We start from the raw sequence: 20,188 nt of genomic DNA, 5'->3' as shown, positions 1-20,188 counted from the left end.
CATGGGTAAGAAGAACCGCAAGTCTGGGGCGCCCAAGCGCGCCCGTGTTGCCTACGTGGACCGCCCCTTCGAGGGCCTGTCTGGCGAGGCCGACCTGGTGGCGATGCGCGAGCTGCTGCCTGCCGCCTCCGCGAAGCTGCGCACCAACGCCGACTACGGCAGCCAGGACGTCCTGTTCGTGACGGTGCTGCCGAACATGGCCCCGGCGCTGCGCCGCCAGGACGGCATGCTGCTGATCGGCATGCAGACGCAGGCGAAGTCCGGCGACGTCTCGCGTGACTACGCCGCCGCCATCGAGGCCGGCCTGGAGCTGGAGCCGGGCAACCTGGTGGGCACGCTGGGCCTGCTGGAGCCGGGCGCGCGCCTGCAGGACATCCTGGACCCGGCCGTGCCGGTGGCCGCCGAGCTGCACAAGGACTTCTCCTTCTGGCTGGAGGAGGACGCCGAGCGCACCGCCGAGCTGGAAAAGGCGCTAGAGGAGTCCGCGCAGGGCATGGTCCCCTCCGAGCGGGTGGCCGGCGTGGAGGGTGCCTTCTGGTGCTCCATGAACCACGAGTTCGTGCGCTGGGTCTACCCCGGCGACGAGGACGAGCTGTGGGACGCCCTGGCGCGCCTGCAGGCCGAGGGCAAGTGCAACCTGGGTGAGGGCACCCGCTTCGTGGGCGCCTTCCGCTCCTACGGCGTGCTGGTCCCGGTGTGGGAGCTGGCCGACGGCACCGGCGCCGAGGGCGTGGCCGCGCCCCTGGCCGAGCTCGCCAAGCGCCTGGAGGAGGCCCTCAAGGACGACTCCCCGCTGTCTGCGGACGCCCGCCGCGCCCGCGCCGGCATGGTCTCCCGCCAGGTCACGCTGCGCTAAGCAAAACAGGGGCGCGGCGCGGCAGCGTCGTCCCCCAAATCGGTCCCCGCGAGGCGGGGAGGGTGCAGGCAAATCGCCGCCCTCCCCGCCTCGCGGGCGCTTTGCTACCAAATAGAAATAATGGCCGGTGGGCCGCCCCTGCCCGGCGGCGTTAAGGTAGGGGGCGTGGAGCTAACGCAGGCAGCAATTGGCGCGCACGCAGATCAGCGCGTCGCAGTGGTCATTCCTGCGTACAACGAGGCCCCGGTGGTCGCCGCCACCGTGCGGGCCTGCCGCGCGATCCCGGCCGTCGACCTGGTAGTGGTGGTGGACGACGGCTCCACCGACAAGACCCAGCACGCGGCCCGCAGCGCCGGCGCCGTGGTGGTGCGCCACTCCGTTAACAGGGGCAAGGCGTCGGCCACCGAGACCGGTATCAAGGTCGTGGCGATGCGCGACGTGCCCGGCCACCCCGAGCGTCACATCCTGCTGATGGACGCCTGGCTGGGCGATTCGGCCGCCGAATGTACCCCCGCCGTCACCGCCGTGCTGGACGGGCAGGTGGACTGCGCCATCGCCATCTCCTCCGACGCCCCCGCGCTGGGACGCGCCGAGGTCAGCGCCCGGCGCGGCATGGCCCGCCTGACCGGGTTCGTGGCGGAGCAGCCGCTCAGCCCCCACCGGTGCATGACTCGCGCGGCCGCCACCGCCGCCCTGCCCTTCTCCAAGGGCGGCGGCCTGGAGCCGGGAATGACCGTGGACATGCTGATGGCTGGCCTGTCGGTGCAGGAGGTCGTGTGCGACGTGCCCACCACGCGCCGCGCCGGCCTGGGCCGCTCCTCCCGGTTCAGCCGCCTGCGGGACGTGCTGGCCGCGATGTGGTCGCGCCGCCTGTTCCGGGTGCGCCCGCCGCTGGCCGCCCGCATGCGCGCCCAGGCGGGCGCCAAGCCGGGCCAGCCCTTCCGGATCGACTCCATGGGCAAGTCCGGCCGATAGGCGCCGCTGCCGCTAGTCTGTGCCGCAGGTGTAGGCGCGGCGGTGAAGGAGAAGCATGGACACGCCCGAGGTGGATTACGCATTCCTGGGCCCCCACGGCACCTTCACCGAGATGGCGCTGCGCCAGGTGGCCTCATACGGCGACACCGACCTGCCCTGCTCCTCGGTGCCGGCCGCGCTCGCGGCGGTGCGCTCGGGGCGGGCCAGGTACGCGGTGGTGCCGATCGAGAACTCCATCGAGGGCGGCGTGAACGCGACGCTGGACGCCCTGGTGGCCGGCGACGAGCTGTGGATCAACCGCGAGATGGTGGTGCCGATCAGCTTCGTGCTGGCCGCCCGGCCGGGCACGCGCCTGCAGGACGTTCGCCGCGTGGCCACCCACCCGCACGCGTGGGCACAGTGCCACAAGTGGGTGGCGGCCAACATTCCCTCCGCCGTGCACCTGCCGGCCACCTCCACGGCCGCCGCCGCCGAACTGTTGGCGCCCGGCCAGCCCCACCCCGGATACGAGGCCGCCCTGTGCAACGCGCTGAGCGCGCAAAAGTACGGCCTGGAGATTTTGGCCGACGACGCCGCCGACAACCCCGATGCGCGTACCCGCTTCGTGCGGGTGGGCCGCCCCGCCGCGCTGCCCCCAGCGACGGGGGCGGACAAGACCACCCTCATGGTGCAGCTGGGGGACAACGAGGCCGGTGCGCTGTTGAACATGCTGGAGCAGTTCTCCGCGCGCGGCGTGAACATGTCTCGCATCGAGTCCCGCCCTGTGGGCGACCGCCTGGGCCGCTACGCCTTCTCCATCGACATCGACGGGCACGCGGCCGAGGAACGCGTCCAGGCCGCCCTGCTGGGCCTGCACCGGGTCAGCCCGCGCGTGCAGTTCCTGGGCTCCTACCCGAAGGCCGACGGCGTGCCCGCCATCCCGCTGCCGGGCACCCTGGACGCCGACTTCGTGGCGGCCCGGGCCTGGGTGTCCCGGATCGTGGGGCGGCTGGCCGGCTCCACCGGGAACAGCGCGACGCAAGATGCCGGCGGTGCCGCTAGTGGCGGCCCTGCTAGTAGCGGCGCGGTGGGCGATGTGGCCGGGGGGAGCGTCGACCAGGCTAAGGCGAGCCACTAGGAGGGCGACGGATGGAAGCGGTGACTTGGATCGCCCTCGGTGTGGCCCTGGCCGGCCTGGCGGCGGGACTGGTGGCACTGGCCGTGGCGCTGCGCCTGCGCGGTGAGCTGCGCGGCGGCAAGGGCCAGGAGGGGATCGCCCCGGCCCCGCAGGTCCGGGCAGCAGGCAGCCCCTACGTCATCCACAACCCGTCCAAGCTGGAGCGCACCGAAGAGCTGGAGGCCCTGGTGCTGCGCACCGCCATGGACGCGGGCCTGGCAGAGCCCGTCTGGCTGGAGACCACCGTGGAGGACCCGGGCACCGGCCAGGCCCGCCAGGCAGTGGAGGCCGGGGCGAGCGTGGTCGTGGCCGTCGGGGGCGACGGCACCGTCCGCTCGGTGGCCGCCGGACTGGCCGGCAGCGAGGTGCCCATGGCGATCCTGCCGCAGGGCACCGGCAACCTTTTGGCCCGCAACCTGGAACTGCCCCTGTCCTCCCTGGCCGAGCAGCTGCGGGTGGCCTTCACCGGCCACAACCGCCGCATGGACGTGGGCTGGTTGGCCGCAGACGTCACGGAGGACGCCGGGCAGCAGAGCGTGGAGCCTGGCTTCGACGTGGAGCCCGCGTTTCCGCCCGCCCCGGCCACCACCACCCGCACCATCCAGCCCTTCCTGGTCATCAGCGGGGTCGGATTTGACGGCGCCGTCATGGAGTCCGTGGGCGATGGCCTGAAGGACAGGGTGGGGTGGATGGCCTACGTGCTAGCCAGTACCAGGCACCTGTGGGGCAAGCGCATGCGCGCCCGCCTGGAGCTCGGCGCCGGGGAACAGGAGAACCTGGCCGCCCGCTCGGTGCTGATCGCCAACTGCGGGCGGCTGCAGGGCGGGGTGCAGCTGGTGCCCGACGCACAGCTGGACGACGGCTGGCTGGATGTGGTGGCGGTGGACACCGCCGCCGGGCCGGTGGGCTGGATGGCCCTGGCCGGCGGCGTGATGACCCGGGGGATCGGGCCGCGCCGGGCGGTGACCGGGGCGCTGGCCAACATGATCATGCGCCGCACCCGCACGCTCTCCCTGCGGCTGCGCTCCCCGCAGCCGACCCAGGTGGACGGCGACTACCTGGGGCGGGCCGTGGCCCTGCACGCCCGGCTGCAGCGCGGGGCGCTGCTGGTGCGCGTCCCCTAGTCGGCAAGCTGGCGGCGTGGTTTCCCGTCGGGGTGGCCCGGCGCCCCCGAGCGTACAAGAGCGAGTTCGGGGTACATACGACCGACCGGTGCCATGGCACCAAGCGGCCGGATGTACCCCGTTGCAACATTTGCGAGCTTGGGGGACGGTGGGCGCGTCCGGACCGCGCTAGACGCGCCTGGGCACCGCAAGGGTGCTCGCTGGGCGGCGCGAGGGTGCGCGTTGGGCGGCGCGGCTAGGACGCGCACGTGTGAGTTGCCTGCCCCATGCGGGGGTGAGCGCACAGACACTCGACTACCGGTTGCGGCCCGGGGGCCAGGTAATACGATCGATGAGTAAACGTTTTCGGTAGATGAGGTCTCCCAATGTCTTCGCAGACTCCCACTCCCGGTCAGTTCCCCGCGCCCCAGCCGATGGGGCAAGCCCCGCAGGGCTACGCAGCACAGCCCCAGGCACTCGCCGCACCGGTACCCGCCAAGCGCCCCTACCGCAAGGGCCTGGTGGCGGCCGCCGCAGCCAGCCTGGTGGCGGGCGTCGCGGCGGTCTCCGTGGCCGGGTACATGACCTTTGCCCACAACAGCACCGGCGCCTCCAGCCCCGAGGAGCTGGTTTCCAGCCTGGATGCCGCCATCGAGAAGTCCGACCTGGTGGCCCTGTCCGGCCTCATCTCGCCGGCGGACATGGCGAACGCGGTGGAGGTGCAGGACGTGGTCGGGGACCTGTTCAAGGTGGATGAGCTGGTCGGCACGGACGCGCTGCGCGCCTACGGCAAGCACATCGTGGTGCACGACAACACGCTGGAGACCAGCGTGGAGAAGTACACCGACGACCTGGCCAAGATCAACATCAACACCTGGAAGATCGACCTGGAGGTCAAGTCGGAGCTCGGCAACGAGCTGGCCGAGCGCTGGCGCGCCGCTCGCGGGGACAAGATCACCCCGATGGAGAACCTGGCCCTGTCTCAGGTTGGGCAGGAGTTCAAGAGCGAGCGCACCCAGATCGACGTGGTTAACGAGGCCACCAATTCCGGCGCGGCCCTCGCCCTGATGGCGGTGCGCGAAGACGGACGCTGGTACGTCTCCCCGAGCCTGAGCCAGGACGAGTCCACCGCAGCCAGCAGCGGGATCGTCCCGAACTACCAGGCCGACTATTTGAACATTAAGTCCGACGCAGGTACTCCCGAGGAGGCCGTGCAGCGCTTCGTCGAGGCCCTGACTAAGGTCAGCCAGCCGCAGGACTTCGCTGCCGAGGACGTGATCCGCTACCTGCCGCTCGCCGAGCGCCGCCGCGCAGCCATCTACGGCGCATCCGCCCTGGAGCAGCTCAGTGAAACGGTTGCGAAGCCCAACTTCGGTGACGCGCACGGCGTGGAAGAGATGATCTCCGCGTTGAACGGGGCAGAGATCACCTGGGCGCTCACCTCCACCGAGGTGGATGGCGGCGCCATCGTCTCCCTGGGCTCCACCGTCGTAGACTTCAAGGGCGGCTTCCCCGGTAAGCGGGGCGCCTACCGCCTCCAGTACGACGGTGCCGCAATCACTGCGACCGAGGACGGCATCCTGGAGGGCGAGCTCGACCTGAACGACCGCGTGGCCCACCCTGAGCGCTTTGGCATCTTCACTGTTCAGGAAGACGGTGGCTGGCGGATCTCCGCTACCTCTAGCGCGCTGAACCTGTTCACCCTCGGCGCCAGCGAGTCGACGCTGGCCAGCGTGGGTTCCCTGATGAGCGGCGCCGACCCGTCGCTGTCCCTCATCTTCGGCGGCGCCGACACGCTGGTGGAGATCGGGCGAGGCTCGCCGCTGGTGGGCACCCTGATCGCCTTCTTCGACGCGATGGCTGAGCTGAACTCCCCGAACCTGTAGGGCAGCCGAACTCAAGCAACGTGGGGGGTGGCCCAGCCGGCAGGCTGGGCCACCCCCCACCACGTCTGGCGGCTACTCCACCGCCAACAGCGCCCAACCGTGAGGAGCCAACCGGACTCGAGCCAAAGAACCACTCCCCAAAACCTGTGAGTGAGTCCCGGCTTCCACGTGCGTGGCACCCGGCACCGGCAACTCCACAATCTCGTCACTCAGGTTGATAGCCAAGCGGGCCTCGCCACTGGGGGCGGCCGGGAGGGCGTCGTCGTCCCCCCAAATCCCCTCCGGGCGCTCACCCGGGCGAATCGCCACCACCGCAGACTGGTTGGTCAATTCCAGGACCTCCGTACGGGCGGTGTTCACCCACGGGTGGGAAGAGCGCCAGCGCAGCAGGTGGTAGTGCAGGCCGGCGGCGGCATCCTGCTCAGGGCGCGGGTGGAAGTCCCACGGCGGCGGGAAGGTGGGGCGAACCGCGTCGTCCCCGCCGGGGCGGTCCTCCTTCACACCCTCCAGGCCGTACTCGTCCCCGTAGTAGACCAGCGGGGTGCCGCCCACGCTGAGCAGCACAGCCACCGCGATCGCGGCGTCGCGCGGGTCCGGCAGGGCGGAGGCGATGCGGGTGACGTCGTGGTTACTGACGAACGTCACCGGCACAAAGTGGTCCAGCATCGCGTTGTGGCGGCGCAGGTTCCACTCCAGCTCGAACAGGTTGCGGTCGCGCAGCGAGGAGCGGATCGACTTCCACAGCTCGTACTGCGTCACAGAATCCACGCCGCTGCGTTCCACGAACTGGCCGTAGTCGCCGTGGATCATCTCCCCGTAAATGAAGGCCTCCGGGAAGCGCGAACGCACGCGCTCCACGATTGCCCGCAGCGGGGCAGGGTCCAGCGTGTAGGCAGCGTCTAGGCGCCAGCCGTCCACCCCGCGCTCCATCCAGTGACACATCACGTCCACTATGTAGTCCTGCACGCGGGGGTTGCGCAGGTTCAACGTCACCAGGTCCGGGTGCCCCTCGAAGTTGTGGAAGTACGGGCCCTCGCCAGTGGCGACGTTCCAGGACACGTGGAAGAAGTCGTAAAACTCGGAGTCGCGGCCCTGCTGGCGCACGTCCTCCACCCACGGATGCTGGGCGCCCACGTGATTGAACACGCCGTCCAGCAGCAGGCGCATGCCGCGAAAACGCAGCGCGTCCACGAGGCGGCCGAAGGCGGCGTCGTCCCCCAGCCTCGGATCGATACGGAAGTGGTCCACCGTGTCGTAGCCGTGGGAGGTGGAGGCGAAGATCGGGCCCAACTGCAGGCCCCTGAAGCCAATGCCCTTGGCGTGGTCCAGCCACGAGGAAACTATGTCCAGGCCGCCCGGATCGGGGTTGTCGGTGCGCGGCCCGTGCAAAACACCAGCCATTCCAAGGGGAAAGACGTGCCAGAAGCACGTGCTGTCAACCCAGCTCATTACTAATGCAGCTCCCTCGCTGTTAAGACTGTGGACCGGGCGCCGGGCGGCACCAGACCCGCTCCCATTGTGCCGTGGATCACTGATTGGCGCTAGTTTGCTGGCGGCAGTGTGGGCGGTCCGGGGATGAAGTGGCCCCGGGCTAGGCTTATCCCATGATCGACCTGCGTGCTCTGCGTGAAAACCCCCAGATTGCCCGTGACTCCCAGCGCGCCCGTGGCGCCGACGAGGCCCTGGTGGACCAGATCCTGGCGGCTGACGAAACCCGCCGCGCCACCCTCACCCGTTTCGAGGAAATGCGCGCCGAGCAGAAGCGAGTCTCCCAGTCCGTGGGCAAGGCCTCCCCGGAGGAGCGGCCCGCCGTGCTGGCCCGCGCAAAGGAACTCTCTGCGGCCGTGAAGGAGGCAGAGGCGCAGGCCGACGCCGCCGGGGCCGAGGCGGACAAGCTGCTGCGCCAGCTGCCCAACCTGATCCAGGGTGCCCCCGAGGGCGGCGAGGACGACTACGTGGTGCTGGAGCACGTCGGCAAGATCCGCGACTTCGCCGCGGAGGGCGTGGAGCGGGTGCGCGACCACCTGGAACTGGGCGAGGGCCTGGACGCCATCGACACCAAGCGCGGCACCAAGGTATCCGGGGCGCGCTTCTACTACCTCAAGGGCCTGGGCGCCCGCCTGGAGATGGCCATGCTGGCCTGCGCGCAGGACCTGGCGCTCGCCCACGGCTTCACCCCGATGATCACCCCGACGCTGGTCTCCCCGCAGGTCATGAGCGGCACCGGCTTCCTGGGCGAGCACAGCGACGAGATCTACTACCTGCCCGCCGACGACCTCTACCTGGTCGGCACCAGCGAGGTCGCCCTGGCCGGCTACCACGCCGACGAGATCGTGGACCTGAGCGACGGACCGATCCGCTACTCCGGCTACTCCTCCTGCTACCGCCGCGAGGCCGGCTCCTACGGGAAGGACACGCGCGGCATCATCCGCGTCCACCAGTTCAACAAGGTGGAGATGTTCTCCTTCTGCCGCCTCGAGGACGCGCAGGAGGAGCACAAGAAGCTCCTGGCCATGGAGCAGGAGATGCTGGCCAAGGTGGAGCTGCCCTACCGGGTGATCGACGTTGCCGCCGGTGACCTGGGCACCTCCGCCGCCCGCAAGTTCGACTGCGAGGCCTGGCTGCCCAGCCAGGAGCGCTACATGGAGGTCACCTCTACTTCGAATTGCACGACGTTCCAGGCGCGCCGCCTAGGAGTGCGGGAGCGTTTTGAGGGCGGCACGCGGCCCGTCGCCACCCTGAACGGCACGCTGGCCACCACGCGCTGGATCGTGGCGATCTTGGAAAACCACCAGCTGCCGGACGGCTCCGTGCGCGTCCCTGCGGGGCTGCGTCCCTACCTGGGCGGGCTGGAAGTGCTGGAGCCCAAGGCCTGAGGTGAGTGCGGACCAGCTGCACGACCTGGGGGCTCGTAGCGACCTGAGCGCCCGGGAGTGGCGGGGGCGCATCCGGCGGGCCCTGCCGCGCGCCCTGCCAGCGGCAGGGCCGGAGCTGATGATCTGCCTGGACATCGACGGCACCCTGCTGGGGCACGACCAGGCCGTCTCTGCCGCTGTCCGGGAGGCGCTCGCGGCGCACCGGGCCGCCGGGACCAGGCTGGTGTTGGCCAGCGGGAGGGGGCCGCGCGGTATCCGCGCGGCCGCCGAGCTGCTGGGACACACCCAGTGCTGGGCCGTGTGCTCTAACGGGGCGCTCACGGCCCGCCTGACGGGGGAGCGCGGCGAGGGCGAGACGGGTTTCACCGTGCTGACCGAGCACCTGTACGACGCGAGTGCCGCCCTGGAGAAGCTGCGCCAGGCCGTCCCGGACGCGTTCTTCGCCACCGAGACCGGCGAGGGCGGCATGAAGGCCAACCGCCCCTGGCCGTTCGAGGAGTTCGCCGACGCGATCAACGTGGTGCCCTTCGAGGAGCTGAGTGCCGACCCGGTCAGCCGCGTGGTCATGGTGGCGCGCGGCATGGAGGTCAGCGAGTTCTCTCGCCGCATCCAGGCGATCGGTCTGGAGTCCGTCTCATACGCGATCGGCTGGGAGTCCTGGTTGGACCTCACCCCGCCGGGGATCAACAAGGCCACCGGCTGCGACACGCTGCGCGAGCAGTTGGGCATCTCCCGCCACGCCACCGTGGCCATCGGGGACGGCATGAACGACCTGGAAATCCTGGACTGGGCGGAGTTCTCCGTGGCCATGGGCCAGGCCTCCCCGGTGGTGCGCGGCGCGGCCGACTTCGTCACCGCCCCCGTTGGTGAGGACGGTGCTGCCCTGGTGCTGCAGTCCCTGTTGGAGCGGTAGCGGGCGAGTGCGCCGGGCGCGGGCGGGCGTGGGCTGCCTAGTGCCGGCCGCCTAGCGCCGGGCGCGCCGGAGGCTCCCCTCCTGGTCCGCGCCCAATTTCCCCCACATTTGCACCTCCAAGATTTTCCGAATGTGGGGGCGGTCACGCTAACCTAAGTTGTCGCTGCGTGGACGCGCGGCGCCTCGGTGCGATCAAGGAGGATCGATGAGCTGGTTCAACGCAACGGAACACGTGCGCTGGCTAGGAGACGAGGCGCGGGCCTTGCTGGAGTTTGGCCGTGCCTCCCGCCTGGATGCTGGGTTCGGCTACCTGGACTCCAAGGGAAACCCGATGCCGGGAAAGGAACTGGAGCTCTACATCCAGTGCCGCATGACGCACGCCTACTGTCTGGGGGCCATGCTGGGCCTGCCGGGTTCGCGCCGGTTTGCTGACCACGGCGTGCGCGTGCTGCGCACGGTCTTCCGCGACCACGAGCACGGCGGCTGGTTCAGCTCCATCTCTCCCACCCTGGATTCGGGGCACGGTGTGCCGATCGGGGAGGGCGGGGCCCGCAAGAGCGCCTACGCCCACGCCTTCGTGGTGCTGGCCGCCGCGTCCGCGACTGCGGCGAACCGGCCGGGTGCCCACGACCTGCTGGAGCAGGCGCTGCTGGACCAGGAGCAGCACTGGTGGGACGACCACGCGGGCATGGTGCGGGAGTCCTACAACCGCGACTACACGGAGTGCGAGCCCTACCGGGGCGCGAACGCCGCGATGCACACGGTGGAGGCGTACATCGCGGCCTCGGACGTGACGGGAAACTACGTGTGGCTGCGCCGCGCCCTGCGGATCGCCGACCGGGTGATCAACATGGAGGCCCGTGCCCACAACTGGCGCATCCCGGAGCACTACACCGAGCAGTACCAGGTGGACCTGGAGTACAACCGCGACTACCCGGCCGACCCGTTCCGCCCGTACGGCGCTACCGTGGGGCACGCCCTGGAGTGGTCCCGCCTGCTGGTGCAGCTGCGCGCGGCGCTGCGGGTGGCGGACATCGAGGCCCCCGACTGGCTGCTGCCGGCCGCGGAGGAGCTGTTTGAGACCGCCCGCACGGACGGCTGGCGCGTGGACGGGGCGCCCGGCTTCATCTACACCACGGATTTCGACGGCGCCCCCGTGGTGCGTCAGCGCATGCACTGGGTGGTTGCCGAGGGCATCGCTGCGTCCGCCGCGTTGCGCCGCGCCCTGCTGGACGACGGCGCGGGCCAGGGCAGCGTGGAGCACTACACGCACTGCTACCGCTCGTGGCTGGACTACGTGGAGGAGTTCGTGCGCGAGCGCCCGGGCGCCTGGATCCACGAGCTTGGCCCGGACAACCGCCTGTCCACCGGCACGTGGGAGGGCAAGCCTGACATCTACCACGCGCTGCAGGCGATGCTGATGCCGCGCCTGTCCCTGGCGCCTTCCTTCGCGAGCGCGCTGGCGGCCGGGATGCTGGATGAGACGGAATGGTGCGTGAAGCAGGAGGAGCGCAAGAAGCGTCGCTGGTTCTAGCTATCCGGCTTTCTCTCTGTGACGCCCGGTAGCTGTCGGGTACCTGAAAGGTACCCGACAGCTACCGGTGCGCAAACAAGACTTATCCACAGGGGATGTCTGCGTCTTGCAAGGAGTACAGAGCCACAGTTAGGATTGCTGGCAGTTGGGCGTTATGAACTACGCGCCCGACTTATGGCCCCTCTCGAGGGGCCTATTCTTCTTTCTGCCTGGGGGCGATGTGGACGGGTATGCGCTGCTCGTTGACGCGGGATACTTCTTCGCGGCCGGAAGCAGTGCAGCGTTCGGGGAGGCCGTAGAGCGCAGGCGGCTCAGACTCACCGATCCTGCAGAGTGCATCAGGTCCCTAGTGCATGAGGCCGAGAAGCTATGTGATGGTGCAAAGATCCTGCGCACATACTGGTATGACGCCGTTCCGGGAGTTGAGTTAACCGCAGCTCAAGCGGAGCTCGCCGTTCTCCCGTCTCTTAAGCTTCGGTTGGGAGTCATAAACGGGGCCGGGTAGCAGAAGGGCGTGGACACCCTGATTGTTACTGACCTGGTTGAGTTGGCACGAAACAGAGCGATCAGCGACGCCGTGGTTGTGTCCGGGGATGAGGACATTCGAATCGCGGTGAGTCTGGCGCAATCGTTCGGTCTGAGGGTCCACTTGCTTGGGGCCGGCAATATAGCGAGGAACATGAGTCGAACCTTGCGGCACGAGGCAGACACCGTGGCTGTCCTCCCCGAGGAATGGCTCAAGAATCACCTGGAGCCTGCCCCGGAGAACAGTGCAGTTGGGCAAAGCGTGCAGCCGGAGGCTCGGTCGCGTGTCTGTGCCGGTCAGCCTGAACCTGAGGCCAGTCGCATACAGGTCGATTTGGAAATCGTCACTGGGGAGGAACTCGACGAGAGTGCTCGCAGGGTGGCTGCCAGTTTGATCGCACAGGTTGACGCCAGGCGTCTGGAGCAGCTACGAGCCCAGCTCGAGAGCACGGGCAAGATTCCCAGCGAGTTTGACCGCCCGTTTGTAGGAGCAATCGCAAGACTGCAAGGTGGAGGGCGCCTTAGCGGGGGAGAGCTTGGGAAGGCACGCAAGGTTTTCAGGCAGTGCGTTTGCGCAAACCCTCAGACTCGTTGAAGGTCCGACGTTCCACCGCCCGCCCCGCCTTAAGGCGGCCCGCGCCCGGGAAGCGTTTTAGGCTTGGGGCATGACCCATCGCAGCGCGCCCCGAGGCGGGCAAGCCCCGCCGCCGTCCAGCCACACAGCTAGCGCAGCCGCAGGTCTCCCACCTCTGCCGGCGCGCACCCGCCTAGCCACGCTCCTGGGCAACAGCGCCAAGTACCTCTCCCGCACGCTGAAGGTGGGCTCGGGCGGCATGATCGGCGGCAAGGTGGCCCTGCGTCTTGACCCGCACCTGCTGGAGCGCCTGGCCCGGGGCCGGCGCGTGGTGCTGGTGACCGGCACGAACGGCAAGTCCACCACCACGCGCATGATCGCGGCGGCGCTCAGCAGCGTCGGCCAGGTGGCCACCAACTCGGGGGGCGACAACATGCTGGACGGCATCGCCTCGGCGTTCATGGCCGCCCCGCGCGCCCCGTTGGCGGTGCTGGAGGTGGACGAGATGCACCTGCCGATGGTCGCCAAGGCCACCAGGCCGGCTGCCTTGGTGCTGCTGAACCTGTCGCGCGACCAGCTGGACCGGGTGGGGGAGATCGGCACCATCGAGCAGCGCCTGCGCGAGGCCGTCAACGCCTGCCCGGACGCGCACGTGATCGCCAACGCGGACGACCCGCTGATCGCCTCCGCCGCCTGGGACTCCGGGCGCGTGACCTGGGTGGCGGCCGGGACGGGCTGGAACCTGGACTCCGTCACCAGCCCGCGCACCGGCACGCCCGTGTTGCGCGACGGCGAGCACTGGTACGCCGCCCCCGCCCTGGAGGGCGCCGCCGTGCAGACCGGACCTGGCCAGGTGCCCGTAGCCGAGTTCGTGCGCCCCCGCCCCCAGGTGTGGGTGGAGCGCGGCACCGAGACCCCCAGCGGCAGCGAGTTTGTGGTGCGCCTGGAGCGCTCCCTGCTGGGCGGGATGGACGACGCCTCTCCCGCCGCCCCGATCACGCGGCCTGACCTCGCTGCGGTCGGGGGGCAGGGGGGCGCGGGTGGAGCGTCGTCCACGGATGAGGCCGTAGCGGTGAAGGTGCGTCTCAACCTGCCCGGGCGCGCCAACCAGGCCAACGCCGCCCAGGCCCTGGCTGCGGCGGTGCGGCTAGGCGCGCAGAGTGCGCTCGCGGCGGCCGTGCTGGCCGAGCTGCGGGAGGTGGCCGGGCGCTACTCGAGCGTGCGCGTGGACGGCCGCGAGGTGCGCCTGCTGCTGGCGAAGAACCCGGCCGGCTGGCAGGAGTCGATGAGCATGTTCAACCCGGACGCGGACTCGGTGCTGCTGGCCGTCAACGGGCAGATCCCGGACGGGGAGGACCTGTCCTGGCTGTGGGACGTGGACTTCACCGCCGTCAAGTGCTACGCGGACGCCGGCGGTCCCGTGATCGCGTGCGGCGAGCGCGTGGCCGACCTCTCCGTGCGCCTGACCTACGCGGGCATCCCGCACAGGGTGGTGGAGACCCCGGCGCAGGCCGTGGCCTGCTGCCCCAACGGCACCGTGGAGGGGCTGCTGAACTACACGGCCTTCCGCGACTACTACCGCGAGCTCACCCTGGCCGGCTACTTCACCCCCACGGGCAGCGCGGGGGCCACCCTGACGGCCCGCACGGGCGCTTCCGGGGCCGGGGCCGCCTGCGAGAGCGCGGTGACCGGTGGGGAGCCGGAGGTCAGCGGCGGCGAGAAGAGCGAGGAGGCGCGGCGATGACCCTGCGCATTGGTTTGATCCTGCCGGACCTGCTGGGCACCTACGGTGACAGCGGCAACGCGGTGGTGTTGGCGCACCGGGCGCGGGCGCGCGGGCACGACGCCCAGGTGCTCACGGTCCACTACGGCGAGCCGATCCCCGACTCCCTGGACATCTACGCGCTGGGTGGCGGGGAGGACGTGGCGCAGTCGCTGGCGGCTGCCCACCTGCTGGCCGACGGCGGCCTGGCCCGCGCCGTGGAGCGCGGCGCGCCGGTGCTGGCGATCTGCGCCGGCCTGCAGGTGCTAGGGGAGTGGTTCACCGACGCCGAGGGCCGCCGCGTGCAGGGCTGCGGCCTGATCGACGCGCGCACCACCCCGAGCGGGTCGCGCATGATCGGCGAACTGGCGGTCAAGCCCTCCAGCCTGCTTGCGGATTGGGCAGTGGACGACGTTCTGCTGGGCTTTGAAAACCACGGCGGCCGCACCGAGCTGGGGCCGGACGCGGCGCCGCTGGGCGAGGTGCTGTCCGGGTGGGGCAACGGCGCGAAGGACGGGGCCACGGACGGGCGGTTGGACGGGGCCATTGCGGGCTCCGTGCTGGGCACCTACGCGCACGGCCCGGTGCTGGCGCGCAACCCTCAGCTGGCTGACGCGCTGCTGGCCCGCGCTCTCGGGGTGGGCGTTGCAGACCTGGCGCCCGTGGAGGTGGAGCTGCAGCAGCGGCTGCGCGCCGAGCGCGCGGCGGCGGCCAAGGTCAAGCTCTAGCGCGTCCGCGCGGCGGCGTGGCGGCATGGCTGCGCGGGTCCACTGCTGGGCCTGGCTGCGTGGCGGGGCTCGGTGCGCTCCCACGCGCGATCTTCGCTGCGGTTTTGCCGACCCTGGCGGGAAGCTGCCAGAATGGGCGGGCAAGGAGAGTTGTCCGAGCGGCCGAAGGTGACAGTCTTGAAAACTGTTGTGCGGTGACCCCGCACCAAGGGTTCGAATCCCTTACTCTCCGCCAGAGGAGCCCGGGAGTGGTGATCAACCACTCCCGGGCTCAGGTTTTGCGTGGCAGTGGACTTTGGTTAAGATAGGCGGGCCTGGAGACGTCGCATAGCCAGGTCGAGTGCGCCTCCCTGCTAAGGAGGTAGGGGTTCACGCCCCTCGCGGGTTCAAATCCCGCCGTCTCCGCGAATGCCCGGAGCCCGTCAGGGTTCCGGGCTTTTGCGTTCCCGAGCGGCGTGCCCGCCCGCTCCTCGATTCGCCGAAACTTGTCAAACCGCGTTGGGCCTTGTCCGTAGGCACCCCGCTAAGGACAAGTTCCGTGGGGGTTGGACAAGTTTCGGCGGGGGAGTGCTGTGACAGGGCATCGACGCGGAGCCAGCGGGGCGCCTTGAGGGTCGGTGGGCCGCCTTGAGGGTCGGTGGGCCGCCTGCTGGGGCGATGGGCCGGTGGGCCATGTCTGGGGTTATAGGACAAAATGTGTTGCTTTTGGGTGGGTGGGGTTGCAGTTGAGTCCCGCATTGTGGTGTAACCACTTGGTGGTCGGCCCGGCTTGTGGATGTAGGCGCGGTCACCGTGTGATCCTTCGAGGAATCTCCTACAACCCGCTCGAAAGGACTCGTTACGATGACCGCTCCTCATATTGTCGATCCTGCCGGCCTGCTGAGTGAAGCTCTGGCCGAAGCTTGGCCCGACCTGATGCGTGATCTGCTGCAGACGGTGATCAACGCGCTGCTGTCTGCCCACGCGCACGCCGTGTGCGGCGCCCAGTGGGGCCAGCCCAGCCCCGAGAGAGTCACGCAGCGCAACGTTTAGCGCCACCGCCCCCTGGATGAAGCCGGCCCATTCACCTTCGTGGCTGCCGACGCACTGACGATGAAGGTCCGTGAAGGTGGACGCGTCGTCAACGCCGTTGTCATGGTTGCCACCGGCGTCAACGCTGACGCACGCCGCGAGGTCCTGGGCACCCAGGTCGCCACCGCCGAGACCGGCACGGCAGGCAACGCATTCTTCGCTGACCTGGTCGCCCAAGTCCTTGGCGGGGTGCCTCTGGTCACCAGCGACGCTCACGCAGGCCTAGTTGACGCGATCGGAGCGAACCTACCAGGGGCCTCCTGGCAGAGGTGCCCTACCCACTACGCCGCCAACTTCATGAGCGTCACCCCCAAGAGCCTGTGGCCCGCCGTCAAGGCGATGTGGCCCTCCGTCTACGACCAGCCCGACGCTGCCAGTGTCCACGCTCAGTTCGACCGACTACTGGACTACGTTGCCGACAAGAGCCCTGCAGTGGCCGAGCACCTGGACGCAGCCCGGGCGGATTGGCTGGCCTTGACCGCCTTTCCCAAAGACGTATGGCCCCAGATCTGGTCCAACAATCCCCATGAGCGCCTCAACAAGGAGATCCGCCGCCCAACCGACTCAGTAGGAATCTTTCCCAACCGAGAGGCCGTCACCCGCCTCGTCGGAGCCGTCCTGGCCGAACAAACCGACCAATGGGCCCAACGACGCCGCTACCTCAGCCTCGATGCCCTCACCCGCTGTCGTCTCCACCTCGTCCCCAACGACGACATCCAAACCATCACCCACCCCCTCCCCGCACTAACCGCCTAACCCCTTACCAGCACCTTGAAGGACTGTTACACCACTCAAAGGGACTTGACCCGAAGACGGCAACCACACACGCAAAGGCTGGGCAGGAAGAACCACCTGAACACCCCAAGACACGCCCGAGATTTACACACTTTTTGAGCATAGGCCCCAACTTCAAACCCCACTTTGCCCAGCAAACACAACGAAAACCAAGCCCAAAAGCAACACATTTTGTCCTATAGCCCCGATCCGGTGCTCGGGCAACAAAAAATCCGCTACGCGATTGCGGAGCGGATCCTCTGCGCGCCCGAAGGGACTCGAACCCCTAACCTTCTGATCCGTAGTCAGATGCTCTATCCATTGAGCTACGGGCGCATTGCCTTGCGACTTGAGAAGTCTAACTGGCGGTGGGTGTCGAACGCAAATCCAGCGGCTGTGATCCGTCGCACCGAGCCCTCGTTGCAAGTGCTTCAAAGTAAAAATAATATGGCGGCTGTGCCGGCGGGCAGCCTCGCGTGGCGAGGCTGCTTCGCGGCTCTACGGTGAACTAGCGCCAGTATTCTCGATAATGCAACGGTACCTAGCGTCCGGAGCTGGACTGCTTGGAAAGGAAGAACATGCGCATTGCAATCATTCTTGGCTCCACCCGTGAGGGCCGATTTGGCGACCAGATTGCCAAGTGGGTTGACGGTATCGCCCAGGGGCGCAGTGGCGAGGCGGTCTATGAGCTGGTGGACCTGGTGGACTTTGAGCTGCCCTTCTTCAACGGGCCGGTTTCCCCCAAGGGCATGAACAAGGAATACTCGGACCCTCGCGTCCGGGAGTGGTCCGCCAAGATCGATTCCTTCGACGGGTTCGTGTTTGTTACCCCCGAGTACAACTACTCCGTCCCGGCCCCGTTCAAGAACGCAGTGGACACCCTGGGTGAGGAATGGCAGGGCAAGCCCGTTGCCTTCGCCGGGTATGGATACGGCGGCGGACTAAAGGCCATCTCCGTGTGGCGCAACACCGCGGCCGGATTCAAGATGCCGGAGGTGGAGCAGGTGCTCTCCTTCAGCCTTGTCTCCGAGGTCCAGGACGGCGCCTTCACGCCGGCAGAGGGCCAGGAGGACAACGTAAACGCAGTACTCGACGCATTGGAGCAACTAACTGCCTAGCTAAAGACGGAGGCGGTAGAAAAGGGTGGGGCAGCGGGCCAAATGGCTCGCTGCCCCACCCTTAGCCTTGAGCGCCTTAGCGCTTGCTGATGATGCCGACCACAGAACGCTGGACGGCAGCCTGCAGGGTTCCTGTGCCGCCGATGATCTCCACGTGGCTGATCACCTTGTGATCCTGCAGGTACTTGGCGGTGGCTGGGGAGAGCGCGGCTTGCTTGCTCAGCAGCAGTGGGGCTCCCATGGCGGCAGCCAGTGCGCCGCCCGGCAGGGCGTCGGCGTAGGTGGCGCCAGAGGCCAGCACTGCGGAGGTTGCCTGCGAGGCAAAGCGCTCGGCCAGCAGGGCAGCGGTGCCCTCCCTGTCTGCGCCGGCCACGACCGTCAGCTTGCCGGCTCCGCCTGCCAGGGCCTTGGCGGCAGGGCCACCCACTGCCACCTTTCCAAGGGCGGCGTGCTTGGCCAGGAAAGCCTTAGTAGGGGCAGGAAGGGTGGCGCCGGCGGAAAGAACGATCACGCCGCCGCTGCGGGCGGCGGCCGGCCCGGCCGCCAGCGCGTCGGGGAACTGGGTGCCGTCGGCAACGAAGATTCGATCCACTGCCCCGTTAGCTGCCACCTCCTTGGCGACGGCAACGGCAGTCTCGTAACGGGTGCCACCCGCCACGCGAACAGCGTTGAAGTTGGCTGAGCGCAGAGCGGCCAACTTGCCTTCCGCCACGGAAGCGGTGCCGCCCACCACGTAGACCTTCTTAATGCCCTTGTTCTTCAGCACCTCTAGCACCATTGGCTCCAGCTGCTTAGCCGTGGTCAGCAGGAGGGGGCCCTCTACTGTGGCAGCCAACGGTCCGGCTGCAACGGCGTCGGCGAAGCCGCTACCGGAGACGAGCACGGCAGCGTCGCCGGTGAAGACGGCAGAGTTAGCTGCCTTCACGGCGGTTGCTACGCGGTTGTCCCCAGCGATGCGGTGCACGGTGCCCGGAGCCGGGGCTGCGGACGGGGTGAGGCTCGGCTCGGGAGTGGGCGTGACGGTGGGGGTCATCGAGGGTTGCGGCGTGGCAGTGACGCTGGGCTTGGGGGTCGGAGTGACGGAAACGCTCGGCTCGGGAGTGGGCGTGACGGTGGCGGTCATCGAGGGTTGCGGCGTGACAGTGACGCTGGGCTTGGGGGTCGGAGTAGGCGCTGGGTCAACCGGGATAGCCGGCTTGACCTTGGCGTGCCACTCGTCGCTTACTGTCAGTTCGTCGCCGCCAGCGACGGGGGTGCCGGTGAAGGTAACCACGTTCGCGTGGGTGGAGTAGATCCGCATAGCGGCCATTTCTGCGGTGCAGCTGATGACTCCCTTGGCGGGGAGGCTGTAAGAGGGGTCCGGTGCCACGCGGCCGTTGGCTGCCTTGTAATCGTGGGAACCGATGCGGCAAGAGAAGTTGCTCAGCGCCGGGCCGTTTTCAACCTCGTAGCTAATGGAAATGTTCTTCAGCGGGTGCATGCCGGTGTTGGTGACGCGGACCTTGACCTGCTGCGGGGCATCCTTCGCGACTTCCAGGGCAGTGGCAACGGTGTCGTGGTCTCCGGCAGGAAGCGGGTCGGGCTCGCCGTCCTTGAGAACGGGGGCATCTCCCTGGAAGACTACGCCGCCCCACTCGCCGCTATAGGTCTCGATGTCCACGCTGGACGGCAGACGCACAAAGCCAAAGTCGATGGAGTTGTTGGTACCGCCGTTCTCATCCACATTGAAGACGTGAGAGGGTGTTTCGTTGGAGTCCAGCTCGTTGTTTCCGCCCTGCTTTACGAGCGTTGGCTTGTAACCCTGCGGGGTACGGGCAAACACCTTGTAACGCACTCCGTAGATCGGTACGGGCAAGCCAGTGAAGGAGTAGTGGCCAGATGCGTTCGTGGTAGTAAACGGGCGCAGAGGGGGGCGGATCGGTTGGTTGTCGGTGCGGCTGAGGAAGACGCTCACATTGGGAATACCGGGTTCTCCCTCCTCCTGGATGCCGTTTCCGTTCTTGTCTTCCCAGATCAAGTCCCCAATGTTGATGACACTTTCATTGGCTGCCACTGCGGCAGGAGCGGTCTCGCTTAGCGGAGTGGCCAAGGCTGCCGGCGCAGGGGAAAGCAACCCCAAGGCGACTGGAACAATCGCCAGGGTGGGCAGAGCCCTGCGGGATATTGAATTTGAATGGAAGAGCACGTTGCCTCCGAAAGGGGGATTAACGCCGCAGCAAGGTTTAGCTGCGGAGGGGGATTCTTTGCCGCCGGGCGGGGCCGCGAAGCCAGTGGGTGACTGCTCCTCAGCTCCTAATCAGCGCAGTTGCGCAAGGCTAAGGCAATCAATGAGTTTAA

14 protein-coding genes, 3 tRNA genes and 1 pseudogene are annotated in these 20,188 nt (G+C 68.4%); 15 read left to right on the top strand and 3 right to left on the bottom strand.

The annotated features are described in order from the left end of the window. The first annotated feature begins 1 nt into the window (after position 1). From ABYF38_RS04455 to ABYF38_RS04435, 5 genes are all read left to right on the top strand, one after another. Positions 2-856, top strand: coding sequence for a DUF5926 family protein (locus ABYF38_RS04455; protein WP_371152937.1), 855 nt, complete (start codon positions 2-4; stop codon positions 854-856). A gap of 165 nt (positions 857-1,021) precedes the next feature. Further along, positions 1,022-1,831, top strand: a complete 810-nt coding sequence (locus tag ABYF38_RS04450) for a glycosyltransferase (RefSeq protein ID WP_371152936.1) — start codon at positions 1,022-1,024, stop codon at positions 1,829-1,831. 55 nt (positions 1,832-1,886) lie between these two features. Beyond that, positions 1,887-2,948 (top strand): prephenate dehydratase, encoded by a 1,062-nt coding sequence (pheA, locus tag ABYF38_RS04445; RefSeq protein ID WP_371152935.1) that lies wholly within the window; start codon positions 1,887-1,889, stop codon positions 2,946-2,948. An 11-nt stretch (positions 2,949-2,959) separates the two neighbouring features. After that, the gene (locus tag ABYF38_RS04440) at positions 2,960-4,111 is read left to right on the top strand and encodes a diacylglycerol/lipid kinase family protein (protein WP_371152934.1); all 1,152 of its coding nucleotides are present in this window, start codon (positions 2,960-2,962) and stop codon (positions 4,109-4,111) included. Positions 4,112-4,476: 365 nt separating this feature from the next. Beyond that, a complete protein-coding gene (locus tag ABYF38_RS04435) occupies positions 4,477-5,976 on the top strand; it encodes a hypothetical protein (RefSeq protein ID WP_371152933.1) in 1,500 nt (499 codons plus the stop codon). A 72-nt stretch (positions 5,977-6,048) separates the two neighbouring features. On the opposite strand, the gene ABYF38_RS04430 is transcribed toward ABYF38_RS04435, so the two are convergent. Continuing rightward, positions 6,049-7,425, bottom strand: coding sequence for an alpha-amylase family glycosyl hydrolase (locus tag ABYF38_RS04430; RefSeq protein ID WP_371152932.1), 1,377 nt, complete (start codon positions 7,423-7,425; stop codon positions 6,049-6,051). A gap of 155 nt (positions 7,426-7,580) precedes the next feature. Here ABYF38_RS04430 and serS point away from each other — a divergent pair, with 155 nt between their 5' ends. The 9 genes and pseudogenes from serS (at position 7,581) to ABYF38_RS04385 (ending at position 16,715) form a co-directional block, all read left to right on the top strand. Next, on the top strand, positions 7,581-8,852 hold the full coding sequence (serS, locus tag ABYF38_RS04425) for a serine--tRNA ligase (protein WP_371152931.1): 1,272 nt from the start codon (positions 7,581-7,583) through the stop codon (positions 8,850-8,852). 1 nt (position 8,853) lies between these two features. Continuing rightward, positions 8,854-9,765, top strand: a complete 912-nt coding sequence (locus ABYF38_RS04420) for an HAD family hydrolase (RefSeq protein ID WP_371152930.1) — start codon at positions 8,854-8,856, stop codon at positions 9,763-9,765. A 205-nt stretch (positions 9,766-9,970) separates the two neighbouring features. After that, positions 9,971-11,299: an AGE family epimerase/isomerase gene (locus ABYF38_RS04415; protein ID WP_371152929.1), complete on the top strand. Its 1,329-nt coding sequence runs from the start codon at positions 9,971-9,973 to the stop codon at positions 11,297-11,299. A 514-nt stretch (positions 11,300-11,813) separates the two neighbouring features. Beyond that, on the top strand, positions 11,814-12,419 hold the full coding sequence (locus tag ABYF38_RS04410; protein WP_371152928.1) for an NYN domain-containing protein: 606 nt from the start codon (positions 11,814-11,816) through the stop codon (positions 12,417-12,419). 70 nt (positions 12,420-12,489) lie between these two features. Next, the gene (locus tag ABYF38_RS04405) at positions 12,490-14,142 is read left to right on the top strand and encodes a MurT ligase domain-containing protein (RefSeq protein WP_371152927.1); all 1,653 of its coding nucleotides are present in this window, start codon (positions 12,490-12,492) and stop codon (positions 14,140-14,142) included. Then, on the top strand, positions 14,139-14,888 hold the full coding sequence (locus tag ABYF38_RS04400; RefSeq protein ID WP_371152926.1) for a type 1 glutamine amidotransferase: 750 nt from the start codon (positions 14,139-14,141) through the stop codon (positions 14,886-14,888). The genes ABYF38_RS04405 and ABYF38_RS04400 overlap by 4 nt, the downstream gene beginning before the upstream one ends. Before the next feature lie 144 nt (positions 14,889-15,032). Next, positions 15,033-15,123: transfer RNA gene (locus ABYF38_RS04395), tRNA-Ser, on the top strand. 81 nt (positions 15,124-15,204) lie between these two features. Then, positions 15,205-15,293: transfer RNA gene (locus ABYF38_RS04390), tRNA-Ser, on the top strand. Positions 15,294-15,731: 438 nt separating this feature from the next. Next, positions 15,732-16,715: pseudogene (locus ABYF38_RS04385) on the top strand (IS256 family transposase). 281 nt (positions 16,716-16,996) lie between these two features. Here ABYF38_RS04385 and ABYF38_RS04380 read toward each other — a convergent pair. Then, positions 16,997-17,069: transfer RNA gene (locus ABYF38_RS04380), tRNA-Arg, on the bottom strand. Positions 17,070-17,311: 242 nt separating this feature from the next. On the opposite strand from ABYF38_RS04380, the gene ABYF38_RS04375 reads away from it, so the two are divergent. Further along, a complete protein-coding gene (locus ABYF38_RS04375; RefSeq protein ID WP_371152925.1) occupies positions 17,312-17,851 on the top strand; it encodes an NADPH-dependent FMN reductase in 540 nt (179 codons plus the stop codon). 76 nt (positions 17,852-17,927) lie between these two features. On the opposite strand, the gene ABYF38_RS04370 is transcribed toward ABYF38_RS04375, so the two are convergent. Further along, entirely contained in the window at positions 17,928-19,868 is a 1,941-nt protein-coding gene (locus ABYF38_RS04370) for a cell wall-binding repeat-containing protein (protein ID WP_371152924.1), read from the bottom strand. Positions 19,869-20,188 lie beyond the last annotated feature (320 nt).

The organism is Buchananella sp. 14KM1171 (assembly GCF_041380365.1).
Taxonomy (GTDB): Bacteria; Actinomycetota; Actinomycetes; order Actinomycetales; family Actinomycetaceae; genus Buchananella; species Buchananella felis.
The sequence above is the reverse complement of the archived record's forward strand: the minus strand, read 5'-3'. Positions and strand labels throughout refer to the sequence as shown.